General features: G+C 70.1%; 23 protein-coding genes. 14 read left to right on the forward strand and 9 right to left on the reverse strand.

Annotation, left to right across the window (positions count from 1 at the left end; all coding sequences use genetic code 11):
- Positions 1–174 precede the first annotated feature (174 nt).
- Complete coding sequence (locus ACTIGN_RS32955) at positions 175–1,284, forward strand: prenyltransferase/squalene oxidase repeat-containing protein (protein ID WP_439631997.1); 1,110 nt, start codon at positions 175–177, stop codon at positions 1,282–1,284.
- A 63-nt stretch (positions 1,285–1,347) separates the two neighbouring features.
- Positions 1,348–1,704, forward strand: coding sequence for a hypothetical protein (locus tag ACTIGN_RS32960; protein ID WP_439631999.1), 357 nt, complete (start codon positions 1,348–1,350; stop codon positions 1,702–1,704).
- A gap of 198 nt (positions 1,705–1,902) precedes the next feature.
- Here ACTIGN_RS32960 and ACTIGN_RS32965 read toward each other — a convergent pair whose 3' ends face one another.
- Positions 1,903–2,688 (reverse strand): RNA ligase family protein, encoded by a 786-nt coding sequence (locus ACTIGN_RS32965; RefSeq protein WP_439632001.1) that lies wholly within the window; start codon positions 2,686–2,688, stop codon positions 1,903–1,905.
- A 177-nt stretch (positions 2,689–2,865) separates the two neighbouring features.
- Between ACTIGN_RS32965 and ACTIGN_RS32970 the strand changes: the two genes are divergently transcribed.
- From ACTIGN_RS32970 to ACTIGN_RS32980, 3 genes are all read left to right on the forward strand, one after another.
- Entirely contained in the window at positions 2,866–3,282 is a 417-nt protein-coding gene (locus ACTIGN_RS32970) for a VOC family protein (protein WP_439632003.1), read from the forward strand.
- A gap of 383 nt (positions 3,283–3,665) precedes the next feature.
- Entirely contained in the window at positions 3,666–4,046 is a 381-nt protein-coding gene (locus tag ACTIGN_RS32975; protein ID WP_439632005.1) for an ArsR/SmtB family transcription factor, read from the forward strand.
- Position 4,047: 1 nt separating this feature from the next.
- Positions 4,048–4,395 (forward strand): hypothetical protein, encoded by a 348-nt coding sequence (locus ACTIGN_RS32980; RefSeq protein ID WP_439632007.1) that lies wholly within the window; start codon positions 4,048–4,050, stop codon positions 4,393–4,395.
- Between the two features lie 74 nt (positions 4,396–4,469).
- On the opposite strand, the gene ACTIGN_RS32985 is transcribed toward ACTIGN_RS32980, so the two are convergent.
- Positions 4,470–5,876, reverse strand: coding sequence for a DNA ligase (locus ACTIGN_RS32985; RefSeq protein ID WP_439632008.1), 1,407 nt, complete (start codon positions 5,874–5,876; stop codon positions 4,470–4,472).
- Between the two features lie 265 nt (positions 5,877–6,141).
- On the opposite strand from ACTIGN_RS32985, the gene ahr reads away from it, so the two are divergent.
- The 3 genes from ahr to ACTIGN_RS33000 all read left to right on the forward strand — a co-directional run bounded on the left by ahr (position 6,142) and on the right by ACTIGN_RS33000 (position 9,456).
- Positions 6,142–7,158, forward strand: coding sequence for an NADPH-dependent aldehyde reductase Ahr (gene ahr, locus ACTIGN_RS32990; RefSeq protein WP_439632010.1), 1,017 nt, complete (start codon positions 6,142–6,144; stop codon positions 7,156–7,158).
- Positions 7,159–7,208: 50 nt separating this feature from the next.
- A complete protein-coding gene (locus tag ACTIGN_RS32995) occupies positions 7,209–7,856 on the forward strand; it encodes an NAD(P)H-dependent oxidoreductase (RefSeq protein ID WP_439632012.1) in 648 nt (215 codons plus the stop codon).
- 196 nt (positions 7,857–8,052) lie between these two features.
- The gene (locus ACTIGN_RS33000; RefSeq protein ID WP_439632014.1) at positions 8,053–9,456 is read left to right on the forward strand and encodes an outer membrane protein assembly factor BamB family protein; all 1,404 of its coding nucleotides are present in this window, start codon (positions 8,053–8,055) and stop codon (positions 9,454–9,456) included.
- Positions 9,457–9,554: 98 nt separating this feature from the next.
- On the opposite strand, the gene ACTIGN_RS33005 is transcribed toward ACTIGN_RS33000, so the two are convergent.
- On the reverse strand, positions 9,555–10,283 hold the full coding sequence (locus ACTIGN_RS33005) for a hypothetical protein (RefSeq protein ID WP_439632016.1): 729 nt from the start codon (positions 10,281–10,283) through the stop codon (positions 9,555–9,557).
- Between the two features lie 382 nt (positions 10,284–10,665).
- On the opposite strand from ACTIGN_RS33005, the gene ACTIGN_RS33010 reads away from it, so the two are divergent.
- Together ACTIGN_RS33010 and ACTIGN_RS33015 are read left to right on the forward strand one after the other, a co-directional pair.
- Positions 10,666–10,872 carry a hypothetical protein gene (locus tag ACTIGN_RS33010; protein ID WP_439632018.1) on the forward strand — a complete coding sequence of 69 codons (207 nt, stop codon included), beginning with the start codon at positions 10,666–10,668 and terminating at the stop codon, positions 10,870–10,872.
- Between the two features lie 75 nt (positions 10,873–10,947).
- Positions 10,948–12,045, forward strand: a complete 1,098-nt coding sequence (locus ACTIGN_RS33015) for a M20/M25/M40 family metallo-hydrolase (protein ID WP_439632020.1) — start codon at positions 10,948–10,950, stop codon at positions 12,043–12,045.
- Positions 12,046–12,411: 366 nt separating this feature from the next.
- Here the strand turns inward: ACTIGN_RS33015 and ACTIGN_RS33020 are convergent, their stop codons facing one another.
- The gene (locus ACTIGN_RS33020; protein ID WP_439632052.1) at positions 12,412–13,149 is read right to left on the reverse strand and encodes a gamma-glutamyl-gamma-aminobutyrate hydrolase family protein; all 738 of its coding nucleotides are present in this window, start codon (positions 13,147–13,149) and stop codon (positions 12,412–12,414) included.
- Positions 13,150–13,717: 568 nt separating this feature from the next.
- On the opposite strand from ACTIGN_RS33020, the gene ACTIGN_RS33025 reads away from it, so the two are divergent.
- Together ACTIGN_RS33025 and ACTIGN_RS33030 are read left to right on the forward strand one after the other, a co-directional pair.
- A complete protein-coding gene (locus ACTIGN_RS33025; RefSeq protein WP_439632022.1) occupies positions 13,718–15,250 on the forward strand; it encodes a porin in 1,533 nt (510 codons plus the stop codon).
- A 280-nt stretch (positions 15,251–15,530) separates the two neighbouring features.
- Positions 15,531–15,863 (forward strand): hypothetical protein, encoded by a 333-nt coding sequence (locus tag ACTIGN_RS33030; protein WP_439632024.1) that lies wholly within the window; start codon positions 15,531–15,533, stop codon positions 15,861–15,863.
- Positions 15,864–15,891: 28 nt separating this feature from the next.
- On the opposite strand, the gene ACTIGN_RS33035 is transcribed toward ACTIGN_RS33030, so the two are convergent.
- Positions 15,892–16,164 carry a hypothetical protein gene (locus ACTIGN_RS33035; RefSeq protein ID WP_439632026.1) on the reverse strand — a complete coding sequence of 91 codons (273 nt, stop codon included), beginning with the start codon at positions 16,162–16,164 and terminating at the stop codon, positions 15,892–15,894.
- Positions 16,161–16,652, reverse strand: coding sequence for an RNA polymerase sigma factor (locus tag ACTIGN_RS33040; protein ID WP_439632028.1), 492 nt, complete (start codon positions 16,650–16,652; stop codon positions 16,161–16,163). Before ACTIGN_RS33040 ends, ACTIGN_RS33035 begins: the two co-directional genes overlap by 4 nt.
- Before the next feature lie 194 nt (positions 16,653–16,846).
- On the opposite strand from ACTIGN_RS33040, the gene ACTIGN_RS33045 reads away from it, so the two are divergent.
- On the forward strand, positions 16,847–17,551 hold the full coding sequence (locus tag ACTIGN_RS33045) for a 5-oxoprolinase subunit B family protein (RefSeq protein WP_439632030.1): 705 nt from the start codon (positions 16,847–16,849) through the stop codon (positions 17,549–17,551).
- On the opposite strand, the gene ACTIGN_RS33050 is transcribed toward ACTIGN_RS33045, so the two are convergent.
- Together ACTIGN_RS33050 and ACTIGN_RS33055 are read right to left on the reverse strand one after the other, a co-directional pair.
- Positions 17,532–18,995, reverse strand: a complete 1,464-nt coding sequence (locus tag ACTIGN_RS33050; RefSeq protein ID WP_439632032.1) for an ABC transporter permease subunit — start codon at positions 18,993–18,995, stop codon at positions 17,532–17,534. The two genes, ACTIGN_RS33045 and ACTIGN_RS33050, sit on opposite strands and share 20 nt — an antisense overlap.
- Complete coding sequence (locus ACTIGN_RS33055; RefSeq protein WP_439632034.1) at positions 18,992–19,954, reverse strand: ABC transporter ATP-binding protein; 963 nt, start codon at positions 19,952–19,954, stop codon at positions 18,992–18,994. Before ACTIGN_RS33055 ends, ACTIGN_RS33050 begins: the two co-directional genes overlap by 4 nt.
- A gap of 180 nt (positions 19,955–20,134) precedes the next feature.
- Between ACTIGN_RS33055 and ACTIGN_RS33060 the strand changes: the two genes are divergently transcribed.
- Complete coding sequence (locus tag ACTIGN_RS33060; RefSeq protein ID WP_439632036.1) at positions 20,135–21,013, forward strand: calcium-binding protein; 879 nt, start codon at positions 20,135–20,137, stop codon at positions 21,011–21,013.
- A gap of 211 nt (positions 21,014–21,224) precedes the next feature.
- Here the strand turns inward: ACTIGN_RS33060 and ACTIGN_RS33065 are convergent, their stop codons facing one another.
- Positions 21,225–22,724, reverse strand: a complete 1,500-nt coding sequence (locus tag ACTIGN_RS33065) for a sigma-54-dependent transcriptional regulator (protein WP_439632038.1) — start codon at positions 22,722–22,724, stop codon at positions 21,225–21,227.
- Between the last annotated feature and the right edge of the window lie 115 nt (positions 22,725–22,839).

Consider the following 22,839-nt stretch of genomic DNA (forward strand, 5'->3'; position numbering starts at 1 on the left):
CTCCGGTCGCTGACGCTCCCGGCTCGCCAGAACACGTGGTGCCCACCCGTGGCCACCGAATGTCCATTCCCGGCGGACACGCGGGCGGCTACCCTTGCAGTACCGCGTGCCCGCACCGGGGCACGCCGGTTGCTCACCTCTCTCGCCCCTCGATCGCACACCCGGAGTTCGCCGATGCTCACCCGCCGAGACTGGATGAAGGCCGCCGCAGCGACCGGCGCCGCGACCGCGTTCCCGTGCCGCGCGCTGGCCGCACCCACCCCCGACGACATCAAGCCGGTGGTCGAGAAGGCGCTGGGCTACCTGAAGGGCGCGCAGCAGCCCGGCGGCGACTTCTTCGCGAAGGCCGGCGAGCCGGGCCTCACGGCGCTGGTCGTGTCGTCGCTGCTCCGCAACGGCGTCCCGGCCGACAACCCGGTCGTCACCAAGGGGGTCGCGTACCTGGAGAAGAACGTCCAGCAGGACGGCGGGGTGTACGGGCGGGGCCAGGCCAACTACATGACGAACCTGGCCCTCATGACGTTCAAGGAGCTGAACGCCGGCGGCAAGTACGACAAGGTCATTGCCAACGCGGTCAAGTTCGTCAAGGGGCTCCAGACCGACGGGGACGACAAGAAGCTGGACCACGGCGGCGTCGGGTACGACGGGAAGAGCCGGCCGGACCTGTCGAACACGCACTTCATGGTCGAGGCGCTGCTGGCCGCCGGGGTGAGCAAGGACGACCCGTCGATCAAGAAGGCGCTGGTGTACGTGAGCCGGTGCCAGAACCTCAGGAGCGAGTTCAACGACCAGCCGTTCGCGGCCAAGGCCGCCGAGGGCGACGCGGGCGGGTTCGTGTACAACCCCGCGGACCAGGACAAGGGCGACAGCCCGAAGCGGACCGGCGAGGGCGGGCTCCGGAGCGAGGGCGCGATGACCTACGCCGGGCTCAAGTCGTTCCTGTACGCCGGCGTGGGCAAGGACGACCCGCGGGTGAAGGCCGCCGTCGCCTGGGTCCGCAAGAACTACAGCGTGACCGAGAACCCGGGCCAGAAGGACAGCGGCCTGTTCTACTACTACGGCACGTTCGCCAAGGCGATGGACGCGTTGGGCGAGGACGAGTTCGCGGACGCCAAGGGCACCAAGCACGACTGGCGGCAGGAGCTGTTCGACCAGCTCAAGAAGACCCAGAAGGCCGACGGGAGCTGGGTCAACGCGAACAACGCCTTCCTCGAAGGCGTGCCCGTGCTCGCGACCGCGTTCGCTCTTTTAGCAATATCCTACTGCCACAAGGCCAAGAAGTAGGGTCAGCCCCAGCCCGGTTCACGTCTCGACCCAGGTGGTCGCGTTCAACCCGAGGAGTTGGCCGTGGACCGGGACACCGTGATCGATCTCGTAGAGCGGGAACGGACAGCCGCTCATGACCCCACCGTCCAAGCCGTCATTCGCCAGTACCGAGTCGAGCCGTACCCGGTCGAACTCGACTGGAGCTTCGGCCAGCCCTACCGGCGGCACGCCTGCTGGGTGGTCCTCGACGGCTTGCCGTGGAACCCCACCGTCGGGGTCGTACACTGCGACGAGGGGTTCGGTCCGGATCGTCCCTGGGGTCTGGTGTTCCTTCGAGGGCCGAACCGGAGCATGGGCATACCCGACCAGTGGTACGCGACACTCGCAGACTTCGTGCAGGACAACTGGCTACCAGAGGAGAGGGTAGGGCACCGTTGATCGACGGGAACAGTTGACCTGGCGACCGCGTTCGCGCTGCTGGCGATCAGCTACTGCAAGAAGAAGTGACGCGGCCCAAAGTAGGTCACTCGCTCCGCCAGTGACACCGGCCGCCCGTTCGATGCGCCCCCGTGCCAGTCGTTGCACCGGGGTGCGACTCGCGGAGCGAGTCTCCTACTCTGAAAGACGCCCGCCAATTCACTCCCCGAACAGTTCCGCTCCGTCGGCGAGGCGGTTGGGGACGAGCGGGCGGTCCTGCCAGTGGCCGTCGGCGGTCACGGTTTGAAGGAACTCGGGCCGCACGAACTTGTACCGCTCGGTGACCGCCCCGCCCTCCTCCACCTTCACGTACAGCCCCTCCATCTGGCCGCTCAGGTCGGTCTGCCTCACGGCCCGCTCCACGTCCCAGTCCAGCCGCGCGACCTCCTCGCGGAAGCGCGTCGGCGCGTCGGCGGTGATGAAGTGCGACGGGCCGATCAGCGCCCGCAGCGCGGCCTCGCCGGGGAACTCGCCCGCGTACAGCACCTTCACCGGCGTCACCGGCAGCCCCGCGAGCAACTCGGCGCGCCGCGGCGTGTCGAGGAACGCGCCGGTGACCGTGTCGAGGGCGTCGAACTCCATGAAGTAGTGCGGCAGCGCGTCGTAGTAGACCGAGTGCTTCGCGTACAGCCACTCGCCGTACATGACGTACCGCGCTTCGAGCCGGTCGAGGAGCCGGTCGGCGAGCGCGGCGGCCCACTGCTTGAACAGGGCGAACTGCTTCTCCCGCGGCCCACCCTGAAGGTAGTGCCCGCGCGACTGGAGCACGAGGGCGAGGTCCGGGCCGAAGCTCGCCCCGCAGTTCGCGCCGTCCATTTTCTCTTCGACGACGACGTGCCGGCCGACCAGCGCCGCCATCGGGACGGCGTCGAGGTCCTCGTCGCCGGGCTGGAGCCCCGAGCCGACGAGGTGCTGCGTTCGCGGGTACTTGCGGATCGGAGTCATGACGGCACCTCCCACCCGGACAGCCGCCCGCACGGAAAGGTTCACGCCCGCCGGTTCCCCCGACCGATGAGTAGTGAACGCAGGATCATCGAAATTGCGGCAACGGACCTTGCGCGGCCGGCGCGCGTCGGGTATCAAGCGGGGGTGAGTTGTTCGGAGGGGGAAAGGGGGCTCGACATGGCGAAGCGCGAGAAGCACGGGCTGGTCCCGCACCTGGTCGTGAGCGGTGCGGCGGAGGCGGTGGAGTTCTACAAGACCGCCCTGGGGGCGGTCGAGGTGGCCCGGATGACGGCCGGCGACGGCGTGCGGTTGCTGCACGTCGAACTCAAGATCGGCGATGCATCGCTGTTCCTGTGCGACGACTTCCCCGAGCACTGCGGCGGCGTGTCGCGCGCCCCGAAGCCGGGCGGACCGTCGGTGACGCTGCACCTCGACGTGGACAACTGCGACGCGGCGATCGCGAGGGCCGCGGCGGCCGGCGCGACCGTGAGCATGCCGGCGGCCGACGCCTTCTGGGGCGACCGGTACGGCAAGGTGACGGACCCGTTCGGGCACGAGTGGTCGTTCGCCCACCCGCTCCGCAAGGCGGCGTGAGCGGCGCTCGGTTGTCGTGTTCGCCTCACGCGGGCCGCTGCGGCGGGCGGCCCGGTGAACCCCTCACCGGGCCGGCCCTCCAGCATCGGTTTCAGCTTGCTGATCGCCACCACCTGCGTCACCCACCCGATCAACCACGTCAGCACCTGGTCCCGGCACCGGTCGTCGAAGTCCCGGGGCTCTGGGTCGCCAGGAGCAACCCGAGCCCGCCGACCGCCCCGCCGGAGCGGGCTCTCGGTTCTGGCAGAGGCGTCGGGCGGGGCCGATGTCGTCGGCAACAGATCGCGCCCCTCAACACTCGGGAAATCAAGCAAATATGGTTGACCTCCGCGATCAGCTATGCTATTTGATTAAGTGTTGAAATTGCGTAGTAGGTGCCGATCATGAAACCACACCCTCCGGCTTGCGGAGCGAGCGACCACGCGACAGCGGGGCCGGCCTTACCGCCGGCCTCGTTGGAGCGGGCGGCGCAACTGTTCCGGGCGATGGCGGACGCCCCGCGGCTCCGCGTCCTCGACCTGCTCAAGGCCGGGGAGATGTGTGTGACGGAGATCGCGGCCGCCGTGGACGACAAGATCTCGACGGTGTCGCAGCGGTTGCGGGTCCTCCGCACCGAGGGGCTGGTCGCCCGGCGGCGGGACGGCAACCACCTCTACTACGCCCTGGCGGATCGGCACGTCGCCGATCTGATTCACAACGCGCTCGCGCACGCCCGTGAACTGGACGCGGCGCCGGCGGCGGCTCCCCAAGACGGAGGCGACTAGCATGGCGAATCAGCACGGCCCCCACGACCACGACCACGACCACGGCCCGAAGTGCGGCCACACGGCGATCGTACACGACGGCCACACCGACTACCTGCACGACGGGCACCTGCACCACGTCACCGCGACCGGGGTCGAGGAGCACGCCCTGTCGGTCGACGGCACGAACCCGGCCGCCTGCACCCCGACGCACGACTGCGGCGGCCACCCGAAGGACCACGTCCACGGGCCGGGGTGCGGCCACGAGGCGGTCCCGCACGGCGACCACGTCGACTACCTGGTGGACGGCCACCTGCACCACCCGCACGGCGACCACTGCGACGACCACGGGCCGGTCCAGCGGGCCTGACGTCGTCCGAAACGGAACCGGGCGCACGATGCCACTCGTGCGCCCGGTCCCGCCAGCCTCCCTCAACCCCGCTGTCACGCCGGGCGCGGCTTCTCGCTGTAGCCCTTGCCGGTCTTCTCCGCGAGCAGCTTGTCGTACTCCTTCTTCGCCTTCGCCTCGTCGGGGAACGGCTTCGGCTTCGTCTGCCCCGCGGTGCCGATCTTGCCCCAGCACGTCGTCACCACGGCACCGTCCATCCAGATCTCCCAGAACTTCTTCGAGTCGCCGTCGATGAACTCGAAGTACCGCTTCGCGGTCGCTGCCATCGTAGATCCTCCACAAACAGGGGTCGGGGGTTGGGGGTCGGGAATCGGTGCGGGTGCGGGTGCCGTTGGCGAGCCCGGAGCGTCGGCCCCGGGAGCGGGTGCGACCGCCTCGGGGGGCTGACGCCCCCCGCTCGCCTGGCGCGTGGGCGCGGGCTGGTTCGGGTTGCCGTCGGGCCGCACGCCGACGTACACGGGGAACCGCAGCACCCCGTCAGGCGTCAGCTCCTGGTACTTCACGGTGACGATGCTGCCGACCGCGGGCGGGTTCTCGCGGTCCCGGTCCTTCAGGCCGGTGCCGACCTTGCACTCCTTGCCGCTGCTCAGCCGCACCCACAGCGCGCCGACCCGGCCCTTGTGCCGGCCCTTGCCCGCCTCGTAGCTCGAAACGGTCACCTCGGTGTCGAGGAACTTCTTCACCTTGAGGAGCGTGGCCGACCGCGTCCGCTCGTACTCCGACTCCGGCTTGCGGAGCATGAGCCCCTCGCCGCCGAGCGCGACGACGCGGTCCAGTTCCGCGAGCAGGTGGTCGAGCCCGGTGCAGGCCGCGTGGTCGTGTAGCGTGGTGTAGCCGTTCTTCCACTTGCCGACGCCGTCCTGGAGGAACTTGAGCCGGTCCTCGAACGGCCCCGTGGCGTCGGGCGCGTCGAACACGAGGTACTTGAGCCCCTTCCAGCGGTCGGGCGTGCCCTGGCTTCGGGCGATGTCGCTGGCCGGTTGGAACTGCCCGCGGGCGAACCACAGTTCGCCGTCGAGCGGGTGGTTCGGGAGCCCGGCGGTGAACCAGTCGGGGGCGTGGTAGATGTTGTTGCGGCGCGAGAGGAACTGCTTGCCGTCCCAGTACGCCCGGACGCCGTCGAGCTTCTCGCTCATCCACCACCCGGTCGGGTCGTGGTCGTCAGTCCAGACGTTGGCGAGGAGGATGGGCAGCTCCTTGACCTCCTCGGACCCGGCCGGCTTGAGCGGGGCGAGCGGCCCGGCGGTGGCGAGGCGCGTCTCCTCGGCCGCGTCGCCGCGGAGCTTGCGGATGTGCTTGCAGGTCCGCGCGTTGCTGGGCAGCGACTGGTTGCACCACGCGGGGCAGGTGCAGGAGTACACGCCGCCGACGTTCTTGATGCGGTACGGGTTCTTCCCGGACCCCTTCATCTCGGTCGTTTCGCCGTCGGCCAGGTCGGGCATTGCTGGTCTCCCGGGGGTTGAGGGAAAGGTACCCCGGGGGTGCGCGACATGCAATCAGCGTAGTGGGGTCACTCGAAGAACTTCCGCACCTCGACCGCGAACCCCGGGAGCACCTCGGGGAGCGCGAGCGTGTCGGTCGGGCCGTACACCCGCTGCCAGAATGTAACACACTCCGAATCTTCACCGCCACGCGTGGTCGCCCACGGTGAAAGGGCTGCGGGGGTCGCTAGGTATAGGTCATGAACACGTCGCCAGGAGGTGCCCGATGCCGATCCGCGCCTACGCCGCCACCGCCCCGAAGGGCGAGCTGAAGCCGTTCGAGTACGAGCCGGGGCCGCTCGGCGACGAGCAGGTCGAGATCGCCGTGAGCCACTGCGGCGTGTGCCACTCCGACCTGTCGATGCTGGACAACGACTGGGGCATGACCGGGTACCCGTTCGTCCCGGGGCACGAGGTCGTCGGCACGGTCGCGGCCGCCGGGAGCCGGGTCCGGACGGTGAAGGTCGGCGACCGCGTCGGCCTCGGGTGGTACTCGAAGAGTTGCATGCACTGCCGCCAGTGCATGAGCGGCGACCACAACCTGTGCCCGACCGCCGAGGCCACCATCGTCGGGCGGCACGGCGGGTTCGCCAACAAGGTGCGGGCCAGCGAAGAGTGGGCCACCCCCCTGCCCCCGGCCCTCGACCCGGCGAAGGCCGGGCCGCTGTTCTGCGGCGGCATCACCGTGTTCAACCCGTTCGTGCAGTTCGACGTGCGGCCCACGCACAAGGTCGGCGTCGTCGGCATCGGCGGGCTCGGGCACCTGGCCCTGCAGTTCGCCAACAAGTGGGGGTGCGAGGTGGTCGCGTTCTCGTCGTCGGCCGGGAAGACCGACGAGGCGAAGCAGCTCGGCGCGCACCGGGTCGTGAACTCGCGGGACGACGCCGAGATGGCGAAGCTCGCCGGGTCGCTCGACGTGATCCTGGTGACGGTGAACGTCGCGCTGAACTGGCCGGCGTACATCAACGCCCTCGCCCCCCGCGGGCGGCTCCACTTCGTCGGCGCGGTCGGCGAGCCGGTCCCGGTCCCGGCGTTCCCGATGATCATGGCGCAGCGGTCGCTCTCCGGGTCGCCGCTCGGGAGCCCCGCGACGACCGCCGACATGCTCGCGTTCTGCGCCCGGCACAAGATCGCCCCGGTCACCGAGGCGTTCCCGATGTCCAAGGTGAACGAGGCGCTCGCGCACCTCCGCGCCGGCAGGGCCCGGTACCGGATCGTCCTCGAGAACGACCTCCCCGCGTAGGTCGCCGCCCCTCGGGCGCGTCGCGCCCGGTCGCCCAGGAGTCCGCCGCCATGCCCGCGACCCCGCCCGACGCCGTGCTCGAACAGTTGCGGTGGCGGTACGCCACGAAGAAGTTCGACCCGGCCCGCACGATCGCCCCGGACCTGTGGGCCAAGCTCGAACAGGCCGCGGTGCTGGCGCCGTCGTCCTACGGGCTCCAGCCGTGGCGGTTCGTCGTCGTCACCGACCCGGTCGTGCGGCAGCGGCTGCACCCGGTCTCGTGGAACCAGCCGCAGATCGTGGACGCCTCGCACCTGGTCGTGTTCGCCGCGAAGAACCCGCCCACGCCGGCCGACGTGGACCGGCACATCGCCCGGATCGCCGAGGTCCGCGGGCTCGCGCCGGCCGCCCTCGACCCGTACAAGCAGCGGATCCTCGGGTCGCTGTCGAAGATGACCGACCCGGACGCGCACGCCTGGGCCGCCCGCCAGTGCTACATCGCGCTGGGGGTGTTCCTGTCGGCGTGCGCGATGGCCGGGGTCGACGCGTGCCCGATGGAGGGGTTCCAGCCCGAGCGGTACGACGAGGTCCTCGGCCTCGCCCCCCGCGGGTACGCGTCGGTCGTCATCGCCGCCGCGGGCTACCGGCACCCCGACGACCCGGCCGCCGCGCTCGTGAAGGCCCGGTTCTCGCCCGACGAAGTCATCGAGCGCGTGTGACGTGATCGCTCGCGCGGTTGAAGCGTTGGCCCCACGCCGGCCGCCACGGAGGGCGGCCCCTACCAGATCGTTCGTGTTTGGTTTGTAGGGGCCGCCCTCCGTGGCGGCCCGCCAACTACCGACGACTTCAACCCGAGCAACTGTCGCTCCCACGCGACCCGAACGCTGCCCGTTTTTGTCCCCGGAGAAGTTTCGCATGATGCGCCTCGCACTGTCCTGTGTCACGCTCGGCCTCGCACTCTCAACCTCAACCGCGGGGGACTGGCCGCAGTTCCGCGGGCCGGCCGGGTCCGGGGTCGCCGACGACCAGAAGCCGCCGGTGAAGTTCGGCCCGAAGGAGAACCTCGCGTGGAAGGTCGCCGTGCCGCCGGGCGCGTCGTCCCCGATCGTCGTCGGCGACAAGCTGATCCTCACCGCGTTCGAGGGCGACAAGCTCTTCACGATCTGCTACGCGACCGCCGACGGCAAGGAACTGTGGCGGGCCGACGCGGGGGCCAAGCAGATCGAGGCGTTCCACCCGATCCACGGGAGCCCGGCCGCGTCCACGCCGGCGAGCGACGGCAAGTCTGTCGTCTCGTACTTCGGCTCGTGCGGGCTGATCTGCTACGACCTCGCCGGCAAGGAGCTGTGGCGGTTTGAGTTGCCCACGGCCGTGACGAACAACGAGTTCGGCACCGGCGTCTCGCCCGTCCTCGCCGACGGCCTCGTGCTCCTCGCCCGCGACCTGTCGAAGGACTCGGCGGTGTACGCGGTCGATCTGGCGACCGGGTCGCAGAAGTGGAAGACCGACCGCAAATCGTTCACGTCGTACAGCACGCCGCTCGTGTGGGCCGACGGCGACGCGAAGGTGCTCGCGGTCCCCGGCGCGCGGACCCTCACGGGGTACGACCTGAAGACCGGCAAGGAGCTCTGGTCGCTCGACAAGATGTCGGCGGTCGCCTGCACGACGCCCGTCGCGTACAAGGGGGCGCTCGTGTACTCGGGCTGGGCCCCGGGCGGTGCGGACTTCAAGATGCCGACGTTCGAGGAGATGCTCAAGGCCGCCGGCGACGAGCAGCTCGGGCACATCACGAAGGCCGGCGCGGCGAAGACAATGTTCAAGGACTTCTTCGACAACAACGACCCGGACAAGGACGGCAAGATCACCCGCGGGGAGTGGGACCTGAACCTGAAGGCCCTGGCCGGCGGCGAGAACCGGGCGGTCGCCCTCAAGCCGGGCGCGAAGCCCGAGCTGGCGTGGAGCTACGCCAAGGGGCTCCCGTACGTCCCGAGCCCGATCGTGTACCGCGACCGGTTCTACCTGTTCAAGGACGGCCCGCAGATGACGTGCCTCGACGCCGCGACCGGCAAGCCCGTGTACGAGGGCGAGCGGGTGAAGGCCGGGCCGATGGTGTACGCCTCGCCGGTGGCCGCCAACGGGCACCTGTACCTTGCCGGGCTCGACGGCACCGTCGCCGTGGTGGTCGCGGGCGAGGACGCGCCGGACGTGGTCCATTCGGTGAAGCTCGCCGAGCCGGTCCGTGCCACCCCGGCCCTCGCGCACGACACCCTTTACGTCCGCAGCGACAAGTTCCTGTACGCGTTCCGGGCCGCGAAGTAGTGCCACAGCGAGCGGCGTGAGCCCCGAGTTCTCTCTGATGTGTTGGTGCGGGCCGCGTCTGAGCAACGACGCGGCCCGCGACCCCCGGGCGGACCCCGTTACCCGCGCCCGGGGCTCGACTCGGCCTCGCGTCCGTCGTCCCCGGCACCCCGCGACAGGCCGACGCCCAGGCCCGCCCCGCCGCCCGCACCACCGTCGCCCCCGCCCCCACTTTCGCCGTCCTGCTTTGCACCGGCCCGGTCGCCGCCACCACCCTTGCCCTTTCCTCCGCTTCCTCCGCCGCCCCCGCCGGGGCGAGTCGGCCCCTGCTTCGGGATCGCCAGCGTCGGCGGCACGGGCTCCAGGTCGAGCACCTCGCGGATGAAGTCGCGCAGCGAGACCACCAGTTCATCGGTGTGGACCGGGCGGCCCGCGGTGAGTTCGGTCGCCGCCCGTGCGGCCAGCCGCACCTGCTCCTCGGTGCCGAGCAAAATCACGTCCGATAGCGCCGCCTCGACGGCGTCGCGGACGCGCCGCGGGCGATCGTACGCGGCCGATGCCGGGGCGCCCTCGCCGGTCCCGGCGGGCTCCGCTGCCTGCCGGCGGACGAGGTCGCGGAGGTGCGTCGGATCGACCGCCAGGTTGCCGGTGAAGGAACCCCCGAGCGTCTTGTACGCGGCGATCAGCGTGCGCAGGCGCTCGTTGATCTGCCGGTTCTCGCGCTGGCGGCGCTGCTGGACCGTCTGCATCACGAGCAGGCGAATACCGACCATCACGAGAGAGACCACCGCGAGACCGAGCAGCGTCGTGACGACCGCCTGCCAGGAACTGAAGTCGAGATTGTGCATCGCGAACGCCGATCCCCGGGCGCAGGTGCCTCGAACCCGAAGCGAGGACCTTCAGGAGCACAAAGGCCAGAACAGGAAGCCGAGGCCGCTTCGGCGCCGGACCTTCAGGGTCCTGGTCCGCCCGCACGCACCCGAGTTGACTCCATGATGGGCCGCACGCTCCTGCCGAGCAAGTCGGTTCTGATTTGTGGCACCCAGGCTCCCAGTTTCATGCGGGGTGGCGGACCCGCTCGGCCCCGGTGTCGGGTGCCGACCGGATGTGGGTCGGGAGAACGTGCCGATTCGACCCCGGCAGGAAGTCGGGCGCGCGTGATGCGGGCGTACACCATCGCGGGCCAAACCCCCGCACGGATCTCTCCCAAACCTCAATAGGAGCCTTGTCATGGCCGAGAACAAGAACCGCAACCAGAACCAGGAAAACCAGGAGAACCAGAACCAAAATAACCAGAACAGGAACAACCAGAACAGGAACAACCAGAACGAGAATCAGAACAATCAGAACGAAAACCAGAACAATCAGAACAACCAGAACGAGAACCAGGAGAACCAGAACCAGCAGAACCAGAACCGGGCCCGGAACCAGGCGTGAGCCCGAGGGGCGGGTTCCGTCGGGGAACCCGCCCCCGTTCCTTTCTCATGACTCTCGTGACTGTGGAGCCATCTCGTGGATCAGCGCGGCAAAGACCTCCTCTACCAACTCTTGATGACCCCCGCCCCGTCCGGGTCCGAGGGCCAGATCCAGCAGGTCGTCCACGACAACTGGGCCGGCGCGGCCGACCGGGTCGAGACCGACCTGCACGGGAACCTGATCCTCGGGCTCAACACCGACGCCCCGCGGCGGGTGATGCTGGCCGGCCACTGCGACCAGATCGGCTTCATGGTGGTCAAGATCGACCCCTCCGGCTTCCTCCTGGTCGAGCCCGTCGGCGGGATCGACGCGAGCGTGGTGTCCGGCAGCCGGGTGGTCGTTCACACCTCCGGCGGGCCGATCGAGGGGGTGTTCGGGAAGGCCCCGATCCACCTCCAGAGCCAGCAGCAATCGAAGTCCGTCCCGTCCACCGGGAGCATGTGGATCGACGTCGGCGCGGCCGACCGGGCGGACGCCGAGCGGCACGTCCGGCCCGGGGACTACGTGACGTTCAAGCCCGGGGTCGTGGAACTCATGAACGACCGGGTGACGGCCCCGGGGCTCGACAACCGGGCCGGCCTGTTCGTCGTCTTGGAGGCGTTCCGGCGGTGCGCCGACGCCGACCTCGACGTGGCCCTGTTCGCGGTGAGTACCGTCCAGGAGGAGGTCGGCTCGCGGGGCGCGGGCACGGCCACCGCGGCCCTGCGCCCGGAGATCGGGATCGCGGTGGACGTGACCTTCGCGTTCGACGACCCGGCGACCAGCAGCCAGACCAAGGCCGGGTGTACGATCGGGGGCGGGCCGTGCATCTCCCACGGGCCGAACACGAACATCGTGGTCGAGCGGGGGCTAAAAGCGGCGGCCGACCGGGCGGGGGTGAGGTACCAGCCGTCCCCGACCGGGGCCCTGGAGGGGAACGACGCCAAGGCCGTCCAGGAGGCCGTCTGCGGGGCGGCGACCGCCGCCATCGGCATCCCGAACCGGAACATGCACACGGCGGCCGAGGTGTGCAGCCTCGCGGACATCGAGGGGGCCGTCGAGGTGCTCGCCGGATTCATTACGAACATCACCCCGGACACGGACTTCCGCCCGTTCCAGCCGGGGAACGCCGCTCAGGTCAACGGCCGCCGGTGACCCCGTACCTTGCCGAGCCCCCGCGCGCCGGCCCGTAAACGGAGCCCTGGGACCAACAAAGCGGGGGCGCGGCAGAGCCTTGCTCGGCGCCCCTTCTTTAGCCGGCAGCGAACTCGGTCAGGGACTGGACGGATACCAGATGCTCGGGCGGGCGGCGAAGAGCTGCCCCGCCGCTCGATCGAGCACAGGCCGCGTGGAGAGGAAGGTGTCCACGTCGAAGTCGTCGCCGTACGCCCGCAAGACCGCTGACACGTCGCGATGCCCTGCTTTGCCGTGTGGGGACGAGACGCTCCATGCGTCGCATCTCCGACTTTCAATCTGTGTCCGTCGGCGTAATCTGCGGATGAAACCTCTTCGCTCACTCCGCTATGCGGCGGCGGCGGCGAACTCGGCGAACAGGCGGGCCATGCCGGGCTGCGTGTCGGTCAGCTCTTCGGGGTGCCACTGCACCGCCACGACGAACTGCGAGCCGGTCCCCTCGATCCCCTCGATGATCCCGTCCGGGGCGTAGGCGGTCGCGGCCAGCTCCGGGGCCAGGTCCTTGATCGCCTGGTGGTGCATGCTGTTCACGGGCACCACCGCGTCGCCCAGGATGTGCGCCAGCCGCGACCCGCCCTTCACGGTGATGTCGTGCGCCAGGTACTTGCGGCTCGGGTTGTCGGGGGTCGGGAAGTGGTCGTGCTTCAGCGCCGCGGGCACCTGCGCGGCGACGTCCTGGTACAGCGTCCCGCCGCACGCCACGTTCAGGATCTGGAGCCCGCGGCACACGGCCAGCACCGGCAGCCGGCGGCCCATCGCGTGCCGCAAGAGTGCGATCTCGACCGCGTCGCGGTCCGGGTCGGTCTCCCCGCACAGCGGCGACTTGGGCTCGCCGTACCGGGCCGGGTCCACGTCCACGCCGCCGGTGACGAACACCCCGTCGAGCCGCTCGAAGATCTCGCCCATCATCTCGGTGTCGTGCGGCACGAGCGGGATCAGCCACGGCACGCCGCCGACGGCGCGGATGGCCTCGATGTAGCTGCGGCCCATGAGCCAGCACGTCTGCCGCTCGCCGGTGAAGGCGGGGAGGGTCTGCGTTGCGATCCCGATGACGGGGCGGGGCATGTGGTCTCTCCCGAATGGGCGTCTGGCCGCGGCGTCAGGGTGCGGAGAGTAAGCCCCCATCATATTGCGGCGGCCGGGTGTCCACCAGAGCGCGGACGGAACCGCACACGGCGTGCCGCGGGACGGCGCGGCACGTGATGGTGATTGCGTCGGCACGCCGCCCGCGGTACCTTCACCTCAACTTCCCGGTCCCCGTCCAGCTCGTTGCTCTGCAACAGGGTGATGTTGCGTCACCCGGGCATCTTGCCCCGCTTCCGCCCCGGGGAGGGCTGTTCCAGCACCGCTATCCGAAGAGTTCCTCAGCGCTGGGGAGCGGCCTGGGTCAACCCCGCCGGTCGCAGTTCCGCTCCCCAGCGCTGAGGAACTCTTCGGGCGGTGCCGTGAGCCCCCCGCGGCCCAGGTCGAAAAGTGGACGTCTGGGAAGTTCGCGTGCCGTGGGGAAACCCGCGGCACGCTGTTTCACACAACCATCACCGGTTCTTCATCATCGCCGACTGTTCTCTGTCTGGACACCCCGATTCCCCACAGGTATCAGGCCGCGAAACGGACGTGGCTCGGGGGAGTTGGCATGAGGGTGTTTGCGGCCGTGCGCCGCGGCGGCTGGGGGGCCGCTGCGGTGCTGGTGTGGGCCATCGCGGGCGGATCGGCGGCGGCGCAGGCCCCGGCCGTTCCGGACAGCGCGCCCGTTGCGCCGGTGCCCGCGGCCCCGCCGACCGTCGCGGCCGAGACCGAGTCCGGCACGGCGCTCTCGACGCTGCTCGGCGAAGAGGCCGCGCCCCCGGCCGCTGCCGCGCCGGGGGCTCCGGCCGGCGGCACCGCCGGCCCGCCGGGGCGGGACGCCCGCCTCTACGACCGGCTCCACTGCGACGACAACTACGGCGTGAAGTCGCTGTTTGATACGATCCACAAGCCCGGGGGCAAGGGCAAGTCGTGGTACGAGAAGTACACGATCCGCGGGTACGCCCAGCCGCGGTACGGGCGGACGCTCTACCAGACCGAGGGCAGCGCCGACCCGAACCTCCCGGCCGACCGGTCGATCAACGGCAACGCCGAGGGCTTCTTCGTCCGCCGGGCGCGGTTCATCCTGTTCGGCGACGTCAGCGACTACCTGAGTCTGTACGCGCAGTACGACTTCGCGGTCACGCTCCCGGGCGTGAGCACGTCGGCGTTCTTCTCCCAGCTCCGCGACTTCTACGGCGACGTGTACCTGGACAAGGACCGGGTGAACCGGTTCCGGGTCGGCCTGTCGAAGGTGCCGTACGGCTTTGAAAACATGCAGTCGAGCCAGAACCGCGTCCCGCTCGACCGGACCGACGCCATCAACACCGCCGTGAGCCTGAACGAGCGCGACCTCGGCGTGTTCTACTACTGGACCCCGAAGGACAAGCAGAAGCTGCTCAAGGACCTGGTGGACGGCGGGCTCAAGGGCTCGGGGAACTACGGCATCTTCGCGCTGGGGGTGTACAACGGCCAGGGGCTCTCGACGCTCGAACAGAACCTCCAGCCGCACGTCGTCGCCCGGCTCACGTGGCCTCACCAGTTCGACAACGGGCAGGTCGTCGAGGCCAGCGTCCAGGGGTACACGGGCATGTTCGTGGTGCCCGGGTCGGACATCCGGATCCGCGGCCGGGGCGACTCGGAGACCCCGGAGGGCACCGGGGGCAACCGCGGGTACCGGGACCAGCGGATCGCCGGCACGTTCGTCTGGTACCCGCAGCCGTTCGGGTTCCAGTCGGAGTGGAACGTGGGCCGCGGGCCGGGGCTCAGCGAGGCCCAGGACCGGGTCGAGACCCGGTCCCTCCAGGGCGGGTACGCGATGGTCATGTACAAGTGGGACACGGGCCGGTGCGGCAACGTGATCCCGTACACCCGGTACCAGTACTACCGCGGCGGGTACAAGTCGCTCCCCAACGCGCCGTACGGCACGCACGCGCAGTGGGACATCGGGACCGAGTGGCACTTCCGCAGGGAGATGGAACTCACCCTGGAGTACAGCATCGTGGACGGGGTGAACGTCAGCGCGATCGACCGCGACGGGGCGCTCTCGTACCGGAACTTCCGCGGCGGCGTCCTCCGCGCCCAGTTCCAGATCAACTACTGACGCCGGGGTGCCGGGTTGAAACCCTCGGTGGCTGGCGGGCCGCCACGGAGTGCGGCTTGTACTTGAGTGCTCGGTTCGTAGGGGCCGCCACGGAGGGCGGCCCCCGCGAGGCCCACGATTCAACAGTGCAACGCCCACGGCTTCGAGTGGCGAGTGTCGTGCCCAATGGCCGGGGCGTGCTCCGGTGCGCAGCCAATCCGGAACCGTCTAAGGTCGAAAGTCATAGACTAAGACCTTAGAGTCTTTGCCGGTTTCTGAGCGCGCACATCTGGGAGCTACCATGTCCAAGACCAACGACGGGCAGGGCGATAAGTCGGTCAACAAGTCCGAGGCGGTCCGCGGGGTGTTCGCGAAGAACCCCAAGGCCACGTCCCGCGAGGTGATCTCGCAGCTCGCGGACGCGGGGGTGAAGGTGTCCCCGACGATGGTGTACTACGTCCGCAGCAAGCAGAAGCAGGCCAGCCGCAAGGAGAAGCGGGCGCGGGTCGCGGAGTCGTCGGTGAGCACCGGCGCGCGGAACCCGGTCGAACTCGTCACCCAGGTCAAGAACCTGGCCCGCGAGGTCGGCGGGATCCAGCACCTCAAGCAACTGGTCGACCTCCTCGCGGAGTGAGGCCGAACCGCGGTGTGCGGCGGCCGCCCTACCGGCCCGGGTCCACGACCACCTGCCGCTCGTGGTACTCGATCTTCACGGGGCGGGTGGCGTACAGCGCCGCGAACGCGGCCGCGGCGGTCAGCGCGACGGCCGTCGCGACGCGCCAGAAGAACAGTGCGTTGAGCTTCGACGCCTGGCCGGCCGAGAACATCAGCGCGTCGCGGTCGAACCCGTGCGGGGCCGGGTCGAGTTTCGCCAGCACGACCGCGAGCGGGTCGGGGGCGGGCGGCACGTCGGGGGTGGGTGCGGCGTCGTTCATGTCGTTTTCTCGGGGGCGTCGGCCCCGAGCTTCGTCCTCAGAGTGTCCAGCCCGGCCGCGTACCGGCGGTAGCACGTCGCGGCCGAACTCCCAATCGTCCGGGCGATCTGCTCGAACGTGAGCCCGCCCCACAGGTGCATCACGATGATCTCGCGGGTCTCGGCCGGCAGGTCGGCGAGCGCGGCGGCGGCCGCCCGGGCGTCGAGGCCGGTGGGGTCGTACCCGGGCGAGAACCACTTCGGGGCGGTGTCGGCGGCCGCGGCCTCGTACTTGTGCCGGCGGCGGGCGGCCCGGCCCGCGTCGATCGCGCCGTTCCGCACCACGCGGTACAACCACGGCACCAGGTTGTCCGGCGGCACCCGGGACCGCACGAGCTTCAGCAGCGCCGTCTGAACCACGTCCTCGGGGCAGTCGCACCACTGCCGGGCGTACAGCACCAGCGGGGCACCGTAGCGGTCGACCAGTTCGGCTAGCTGTTCCGGTCCCATCGCGAATTCGAACCAGTTGGCAGAAGCTCAGAGGACAGAGGGGCAGGTATCGGTGTGCCCTTGGTGACCTCGCCTGTCTTCTGCCCCTCTGAGGTTCGGTCCTCTCGTCCTCAAGACGCCCGCCGAGGAGGGTGGTTTCAGGATACGATACCCGCGGGCGGCCGATTTTCCGAGCGCCGATCGGGGGGTCTCGAATGCGTGTTGCGCCGCTCGGCGACCAGGCCGTACTCGCGTACTGCGACGACGAGGCCGCCGCCGTGCGCCTCGCCGCCGCGGTGCGGGCCGCGGCCCCCGCGTGGCTGCACGACGCGGTGCCGGCCTACGCGAGCGTCGGCGTGTTCTTCGATGCCGATCAGGTGGACGCGGCGCGCGTCGGCGCGTGGGTGATGGCGAGCGGGGGGCGTGAGCCCCCCGAGGCTGCTGATTCTCAAGGCACTCGGGGGGCTCACGCCCCCCGCTCGCCCAAGTCGTTCACCATCCCCGTCTGTTACGAGATGGCCCAAGACCTGCCCCGGGTGTGCGAGCACACCGGCCTGCCGGCCGACGACGTGATCCGCCTCCACACTGCCGCCGCGTTCACCGTGTACGCGATCGGGTTCGTGCCGGGGTTCCCGTACCTGGGGTACCTCCCGGCGGATCTGTGCGGGGTCGGCCGGCTGCCGAGCCCGCGGGTGCGGGTCGAGCCGGGGAGCGTCGGACTCACCGGCCGCCAAACCGGCGTCTACCCGCTCCCGCGGCCGGGCGGCTGGAACCTGATCGGCCGCACCCCGCTCACGATCGTGGACGTCGCCGCCGGGTTCTTCCCGCTGCGGGTCGGCGACGCGGTCCGCTTCGCGCGCATCGACGAGAAGCGGTTCCGCGAACTGGAGGGCGAGCGGCTCAACTGTCCCGGCGGTTGAACACCCAGCACGCCAGCGCGAGCATCACCGCGATGAACGCGAAGGACATCCCGAACGTCACCCCCCAACTCGGGTAGTCGAGCGACGCGAGCCCGACCATCCGCATCTCGGCCGGGGTCAGCGTGCCCTCGGCGATGAGCTTGCTGGTGATCGTGTCCAGGTCCTTGTACCGCGGGAGGACGGCGTTGAGCCCGTCGATCACGGTGACGAGCCAGCCCGACGTGTCGCCCCCGGTGTTCCGCCGCTCCTCAACGAACTGCTTGCCGACGCCGACGAGCCAGAAGAAGAACATCGCCCCGATCGTCGCGAGCATCGCCACGATCGGGCTCCGGGTCGCGACGCCCACCAGCACCGACACCGAGTACAGGATCGCGAACGTGAACGTGAGGATCGGGATCAGCACCAGGAACGTCGGGTCCCAGAACCCGGACCGCAGGGCCAGCACGAGCCACATGCCGCCGACCGTGAACGCCGACACGAGGAAGATGAACGTGAGCCCGCCGACGTACTTGTACACGAGCAGCGGGGTCCGGCCGATCGGCTTGGAGATCAGCAGGTCCACGCTCCCCTTGCGGATCATGTTCGGGACGTAGAACGCCGTCAGGATGACGCTGATGAGCAGCGCCACCCCGGCCCCGAGGCCGTTGATGACCTTGTCCTCGATCCCCCACAGCACCATCCCCAGGGGCGCGTCGTCGCTGATGTTCACGGCCCCGAAGAAGATCTTCACCTGGTGCGGCCACCCGCGGACCCCGGACCCGCCGGCCGTCGCCACGTCGAAGGCGTAGGTCGGCTCGGCCGCGCCTTCGGTCACCCGCTTGACGGTCGCCGAGATGCCGGCCTGCGCGTCGAACTGGCTGGCCAGGAACTCTTCCATGAGTGCGGTGGTGACGGCCCGCTGCTCCTCGGGCGTCGGCTCGGTGGGCATCGAGAACACGGCCCGCCCGCCCTTCTTGCCGCCCTTGCCGCCCGCCCCGAAGTCCACGCCCTCGCCCGCCTTCCCGGCCCACTGGGCAACCACGGCGCGGAACGAGTCGGCCCCCGGCACGGCCTTCGGCTCGGCCGCGGCCTTGTCCTCGGCCCTCGCTTCGCCCTTGCCGTCCGCCTTCTCCTCGACCCGGGCCTCGGGAACCACCCGGGTCGGTTGGGCGGTCACCGTGAGCCGGAACGTGTGCCCGCGGCCCTCCGGGGCCACGCCGCTCACCTTGTACTCGCTCCCACCGGTGCTGCCGCTGACCGTCCGCCCCTCCCCCCGCTCGGGGATGATGAGGTTGAACCGCTGCTGCGCGATCCGCCCGAACGCCTCCTCGGGCGAGACCGGCCGGAACGACATGCTCCCGACGATCACGATCGCCAGGGCCGACAGGCCGAGCATCGCGTAGATCACGAACCCGTCGACGGCCTCGCGGAACGAGTCCCTCAGGATCGCAAAGAACTGCCTCATCGGTCGCGCCCTCCCACGGCGGTCGCCTTGCGGTCCCGGCGGTCGGTGCCCGGCTCGGCCCCCTCGACCACCGACATGAACACGTCTTCGAGCGTCACCTTCTTCTCGACCAGGTGCCGCAGGCCCAGCCCCTTCTCGGCGATCATCCGCACGAGCGGGTCGATGGTCTGGCCGTCGCCGAGCCCGGCCTCCCACAGCGTCGCGGCCGGGTTCAGCGGCCGCACCGCGTACCCCAGCGCCTTCGCCTCGACCTGCGGGAATGTTTGTCCGGGGGCGAGGCCGATCTCGAATACACCCTTCTGGGCGGTCAGCTCGCCGATCGTGCCCTCGCGGATCAACTCACCGCGCTGGAGGATCGCGACCCGGTCGCAGATCAGCTCGACCTCGCCGAGCAGGTGCGAGTTCAGGAAGATCGTGTGGCCCCGCTCCTTGAGCGTGGCCATGAGCGCCCGGATCTCCTTGCGGCCGACCGGGTCGACCCCGTCGGTCGGCTCGTCGAGGAAGATCACGTCCGGGTCGTGGAGCAGCGCCTGGGCGATCCCGAGCCGCTGCTTCATGCCCTTGGAGTACGTCTTGATCTTCGAGTGCATCCGGCCGGCGATGCCGACGAGTTCGAGGGTCGCGGGGATCTTCCGCCGGCGGTCGCCGCGGCTCACGCCGTAGAGCTGCCCGTAGAAGTCCATCAGCGAGTGCGCCGAGTGGTAGCCCGGGAACTGGTGGTCCTCGGGCAGGTACCCGACGCGGGCGCGGACGGCCGCGGTGCCGGCGGGCGCGTCGAGCAGCCGGGCGTCGCCGTCGGTGAGCCGGGTGATGCCCAGGAGGATCTTGATGAGCGTGGTCTTGCCCGCGCCGTTCTGGCCGAGCAGCCCGTAGATCTGGCCCCGCTCGACCGTCAGCGTCACCCCCTTGAGGGCCTGGAGGCGGCCGAACGTCTTGCGGAGCCCGCGAGTCTCGATCACCGGCACGACGACCTCCGGAACAGTGGGACGGGGTGAGTTGTGGAAGAGAATTCGTCGCACGACAGAAGATATTGACGGCCCGCCGGGGTTGCAACGAACCGGTCGGTGAGAAACAATCGGAACTGATCCGGGCACACGGAGGGTGCCGGCCCCTTACCACCCTCCAGACCGAGGAGCGCTATGCGTTCGCGATCGCCGTTCGTCCCCCGGATCGAGACTCTCGGCGGCCGCGCGCTGCCCTCGGTCACCCTCACCGACGGGTTCCTCGACGTCGAGGGCACGACCGGCCCGGACGAGATCCGCGTGACGCTCGCCTCCCCGGAGGCCCTCCAGGTCACCATCGATTCCACCGGCGAGGCCCGGCAGTTCCCGCTCGCCGGCGTGCGGGACATTCTGATCCGGGCCAAGGCCGGCGACGACGTCGTCGTGATCGGGCCGGGCGTCACGGTGCCCGCCGAGGTGCGGGGCTGGGCCGGCTACGACACAATTCTGGGCGGCGGGGGCGACGACACAATTCTGGGCGGCGGCGGGAACGACTACATTCAGGGCCGCGGCGGCGACGACCGGATCTTCGGGCAGGCCGGCGACGACTACCTGCTCGGGCAGGGCGGCAACGACGCGATCGACGGGCAGGCGGGCAGCGACCTGCTCGCCGGCGGCGGCGGGATCAACACGCTCACCAACGGGACCGACATCGAGTTCACGTTCCTGGCCCCGCTCCCCGGCGGGGTCGGGAGCGTGGCGCTCGCCACCGACGGCATGAACTTCCTCGGCAAGACGTTCACCGCGACCGCGACCAACGCGGCCCCGAACGCCAGCGCCGACGTGTCCGTGGCCGGCGTCCCCATCGGCCGCCTGGCGACCGACGCGAGCGGCAACGGGCAGTTCGTGTACCGGGTGAACTACGACGCCGACGGCGACGGCCTGCCGGACTTCCTGAACGGCACGCCGGCCCCGTTCCCCGAGGTGACCCCGCTGACCGAGGTGACCGCGACCGTGACGTCGCCGGTCCAGCAGACGTTCACCGCCACCATCGTGGACCTCCTCACGTGGGCCTGACCGGCGACCGGCCGGCCTACCCCTGTGGATCGAGGCGAGCGGGGGACGTGAGTCCCCCGGTGGAGTCGTGGGCGGGTTTACCGGGGGACTCACCTCCCCCGCTCGCCATGATGCCCGAAACAGGCGGCACACCCGGCTCCAGAAGCGCACACGGGACCGGTCCACGGGTAGTGGACCGGTCCCGTGCGTGAGCCCTCGGCACCTCACCTCGTCACCCCGCACGGGTGCGGCGCTCTTCCTCGTACTTGTGCAGCTTGTTGTACAGCGTCTTCAGGCTGATCCCCAGTTCCACCGACGTCGCCTGTTTGTTCATGCCGTTCTTCGCGTACACCTGGAGGATGTACTCCATTTCGACGTCGGCCAGCGACTTGCCGCCGGTCCCGGGGGCGGCCGCGGGGAGCGCCCCGGGGGCCGCCGGGAACGGCAGCGTGGTCGGCGCGCCGTAGGCCGCGGGCGGGTGGGCCGGGGCGTGCGCCGCGACGGGCACCGTCAGCGGCACCGACGCGAGCTTCGGGTTGCGGACGTCGTGCGGGAGGTGCTCGGGCAGGACCGCCTGCCCGCCCGACACGATCCACGCGTACTCCATCGCGTTCACCAGCTCCCGCACGTTCCCCTGCCAGTGGTAGTGCAGCATCATCTGGAGCGCCTGCGGGGTGAGCAGGTGCGCCACCGCGTCCACGGGCCGCTTCGCGTGCCGGGCCAGCGCGTGCCGGGCCAGCTCCGGGATGTCCTCGCGGCGGTCCCGCAGCGGGGGCAGGTGGACGTGGAACATGTTCAGCCGGAACAGCAGGTCCTCGCGGAACTGGCCGTCGGCGATCATCTGCCGCAGGTCGCGGTGCGTGGCGCACACCACCCGCACGTCCACGATGATCGGGCTGCTGTCGCCGAGCCGCTGGATCTCGCCGGACTCCAGGAACCGCAGGAGCTTCACCTGGATGTTCCTGTCGAGCTCGCCGAGTTCGTCGAGGAACACGGTGCCGCCGTTGGCGACCTCGAAGAACCCCTTGTGGTCCCGGTCGGCCCCGGTGAACGAGCCCTTGCGGTGCCCGAACAACTGGCTCTCGGCGAGGGTCTGGTTCAGCGACCCGCAGTTCACGGGCACGAACGGCATGTCGGCCCGCTTGCTCCTCTGGAACAGGTTCCGGGCGACGACCTCCTTGCCGGTGCCGGTCTCCCCGGTGATGAGCACCCGGCCGTCGGTCGGCCCGATCCGGTCGATGAACTGCTGCACCGGGAGCATCGCCGGGCTGCCGCCGATGAGCCCCGGCGGGCCCTCCATCGCCTGCACCCGGGTCTCGAGGGCCGCGGTCTTGTGCTTGAGGCGGCGCTTCTCTTGGATGCGGAGCAGCAGCGCCTCGATGTCGGTGAGCTTGCACGGCTTCTGGAGGTAGTCGAACGCGCCGAGCCGGAGCGCCTCGACGGCCGTGTCGGTGCTCCCGTACCCGGTCATGATGACGGCCTCGGTGTCCGGCGACACCTGCTTGAGCGCCGCGAGCACCTGGAGTCCGGCCCGGTCGTGGTCCATCCGCATGTCGAGGATCGCGGCGTCGAACGTCCCCTTCTTCACCGCCTCGATGCCGGACTTGCTGTCGGCGCAGGCGGTCACCTCGTGCCCGAGGCGGGGCAGCTCGGTCCGCATGAACTCGCGGAGCGGGGCCTCGTCGTCCACGAACAGGATGCGCAGCCGGTTGTGTGCGGGAGTGGTAGCCAAGCGCGATCTCCGATTCTCGATTGCGGAGTGCGGGATTCGGGGTGCGGGGTGAAGACCGCCGCCGCCCCGGACCCGACCCGCAACTCACCAGCCCGAACTCCGCGGCTTATGATTC

It is taken from the genome of Gemmata sp., assembly GCF_051859125.1.
Taxonomy (GTDB): domain Bacteria; phylum Planctomycetota; class Planctomycetia; order Gemmatales; family Gemmataceae; genus Gemmata.

Coding starts and splice junctions, on each gene's coding strand:
- ACTIGN_RS33060 (WP_439632036.1), top strand. CDS start 20,135: ATGCGTTCGCGATCGCCGTTCGTCCCCCGGATCGAGACTCTCGGCGGC.
- ACTIGN_RS33045 (WP_439632030.1), top strand. CDS start 16,847: ATGCGTGTTGCGCCGCTCGGCGACCAGGCCGTACTCGCGTACTGCGAC.
- ahr (WP_439632010.1), top strand. CDS start 6,142: ATGCCGATCCGCGCCTACGCCGCCACCGCCCCGAAGGGCGAGCTGAAG.
- ACTIGN_RS33005 (WP_439632016.1), bottom strand. CDS start 10,283: ATGCACAATCTCGACTTCAGTTCCTGGCAGGCGGTCGTCACGACGCTG.
- ACTIGN_RS32980 (WP_439632007.1), top strand. CDS start 4,048: ATGGCGAATCAGCACGGCCCCCACGACCACGACCACGACCACGGCCCG.
- ACTIGN_RS32965 (WP_439632001.1), bottom strand. CDS start 2,688: ATGACTCCGATCCGCAAGTACCCGCGAACGCAGCACCTCGTCGGCTCG.
- ACTIGN_RS32955 (WP_439631997.1), top strand. CDS start 175: ATGCTCACCCGCCGAGACTGGATGAAGGCCGCCGCAGCGACCGGCGCC.
- ACTIGN_RS32975 (WP_439632005.1), top strand. CDS start 3,666: ATGAAACCACACCCTCCGGCTTGCGGAGCGAGCGACCACGCGACAGCG.
- ACTIGN_RS32985 (WP_439632008.1), bottom strand. CDS start 5,876: ATGCCCGACCTGGCCGACGGCGAAACGACCGAGATGAAGGGGTCCGGG.
- ACTIGN_RS33035 (WP_439632026.1), bottom strand. CDS start 16,164: ATGAACGACGCCGCACCCACCCCCGACGTGCCGCCCGCCCCCGACCCG.
- ACTIGN_RS33020 (WP_439632052.1), bottom strand. CDS start 13,149: ATGCCCCGCCCCGTCATCGGGATCGCAACGCAGACCCTCCCCGCCTTC.
- ACTIGN_RS32970 (WP_439632003.1), top strand. CDS start 2,866: ATGGCGAAGCGCGAGAAGCACGGGCTGGTCCCGCACCTGGTCGTGAGC.
- ACTIGN_RS33000 (WP_439632014.1), top strand. CDS start 8,053: ATGATGCGCCTCGCACTGTCCTGTGTCACGCTCGGCCTCGCACTCTCA.
- ACTIGN_RS33040 (WP_439632028.1), bottom strand. CDS start 16,652: ATGGGACCGGAACAGCTAGCCGAACTGGTCGACCGCTACGGTGCCCCG.
- ACTIGN_RS33050 (WP_439632032.1), bottom strand. CDS start 18,995: ATGAGGCAGTTCTTTGCGATCCTGAGGGACTCGTTCCGCGAGGCCGTC.
- ACTIGN_RS33025 (WP_439632022.1), top strand. CDS start 13,718: ATGAGGGTGTTTGCGGCCGTGCGCCGCGGCGGCTGGGGGGCCGCTGCG.
- ACTIGN_RS32995 (WP_439632012.1), top strand. CDS start 7,209: ATGCCCGCGACCCCGCCCGACGCCGTGCTCGAACAGTTGCGGTGGCGG.
- ACTIGN_RS33010 (WP_439632018.1), top strand. CDS start 10,666: ATGGCCGAGAACAAGAACCGCAACCAGAACCAGGAAAACCAGGAGAAC.
- ACTIGN_RS33030 (WP_439632024.1), top strand. CDS start 15,531: ATGTCCAAGACCAACGACGGGCAGGGCGATAAGTCGGTCAACAAGTCC.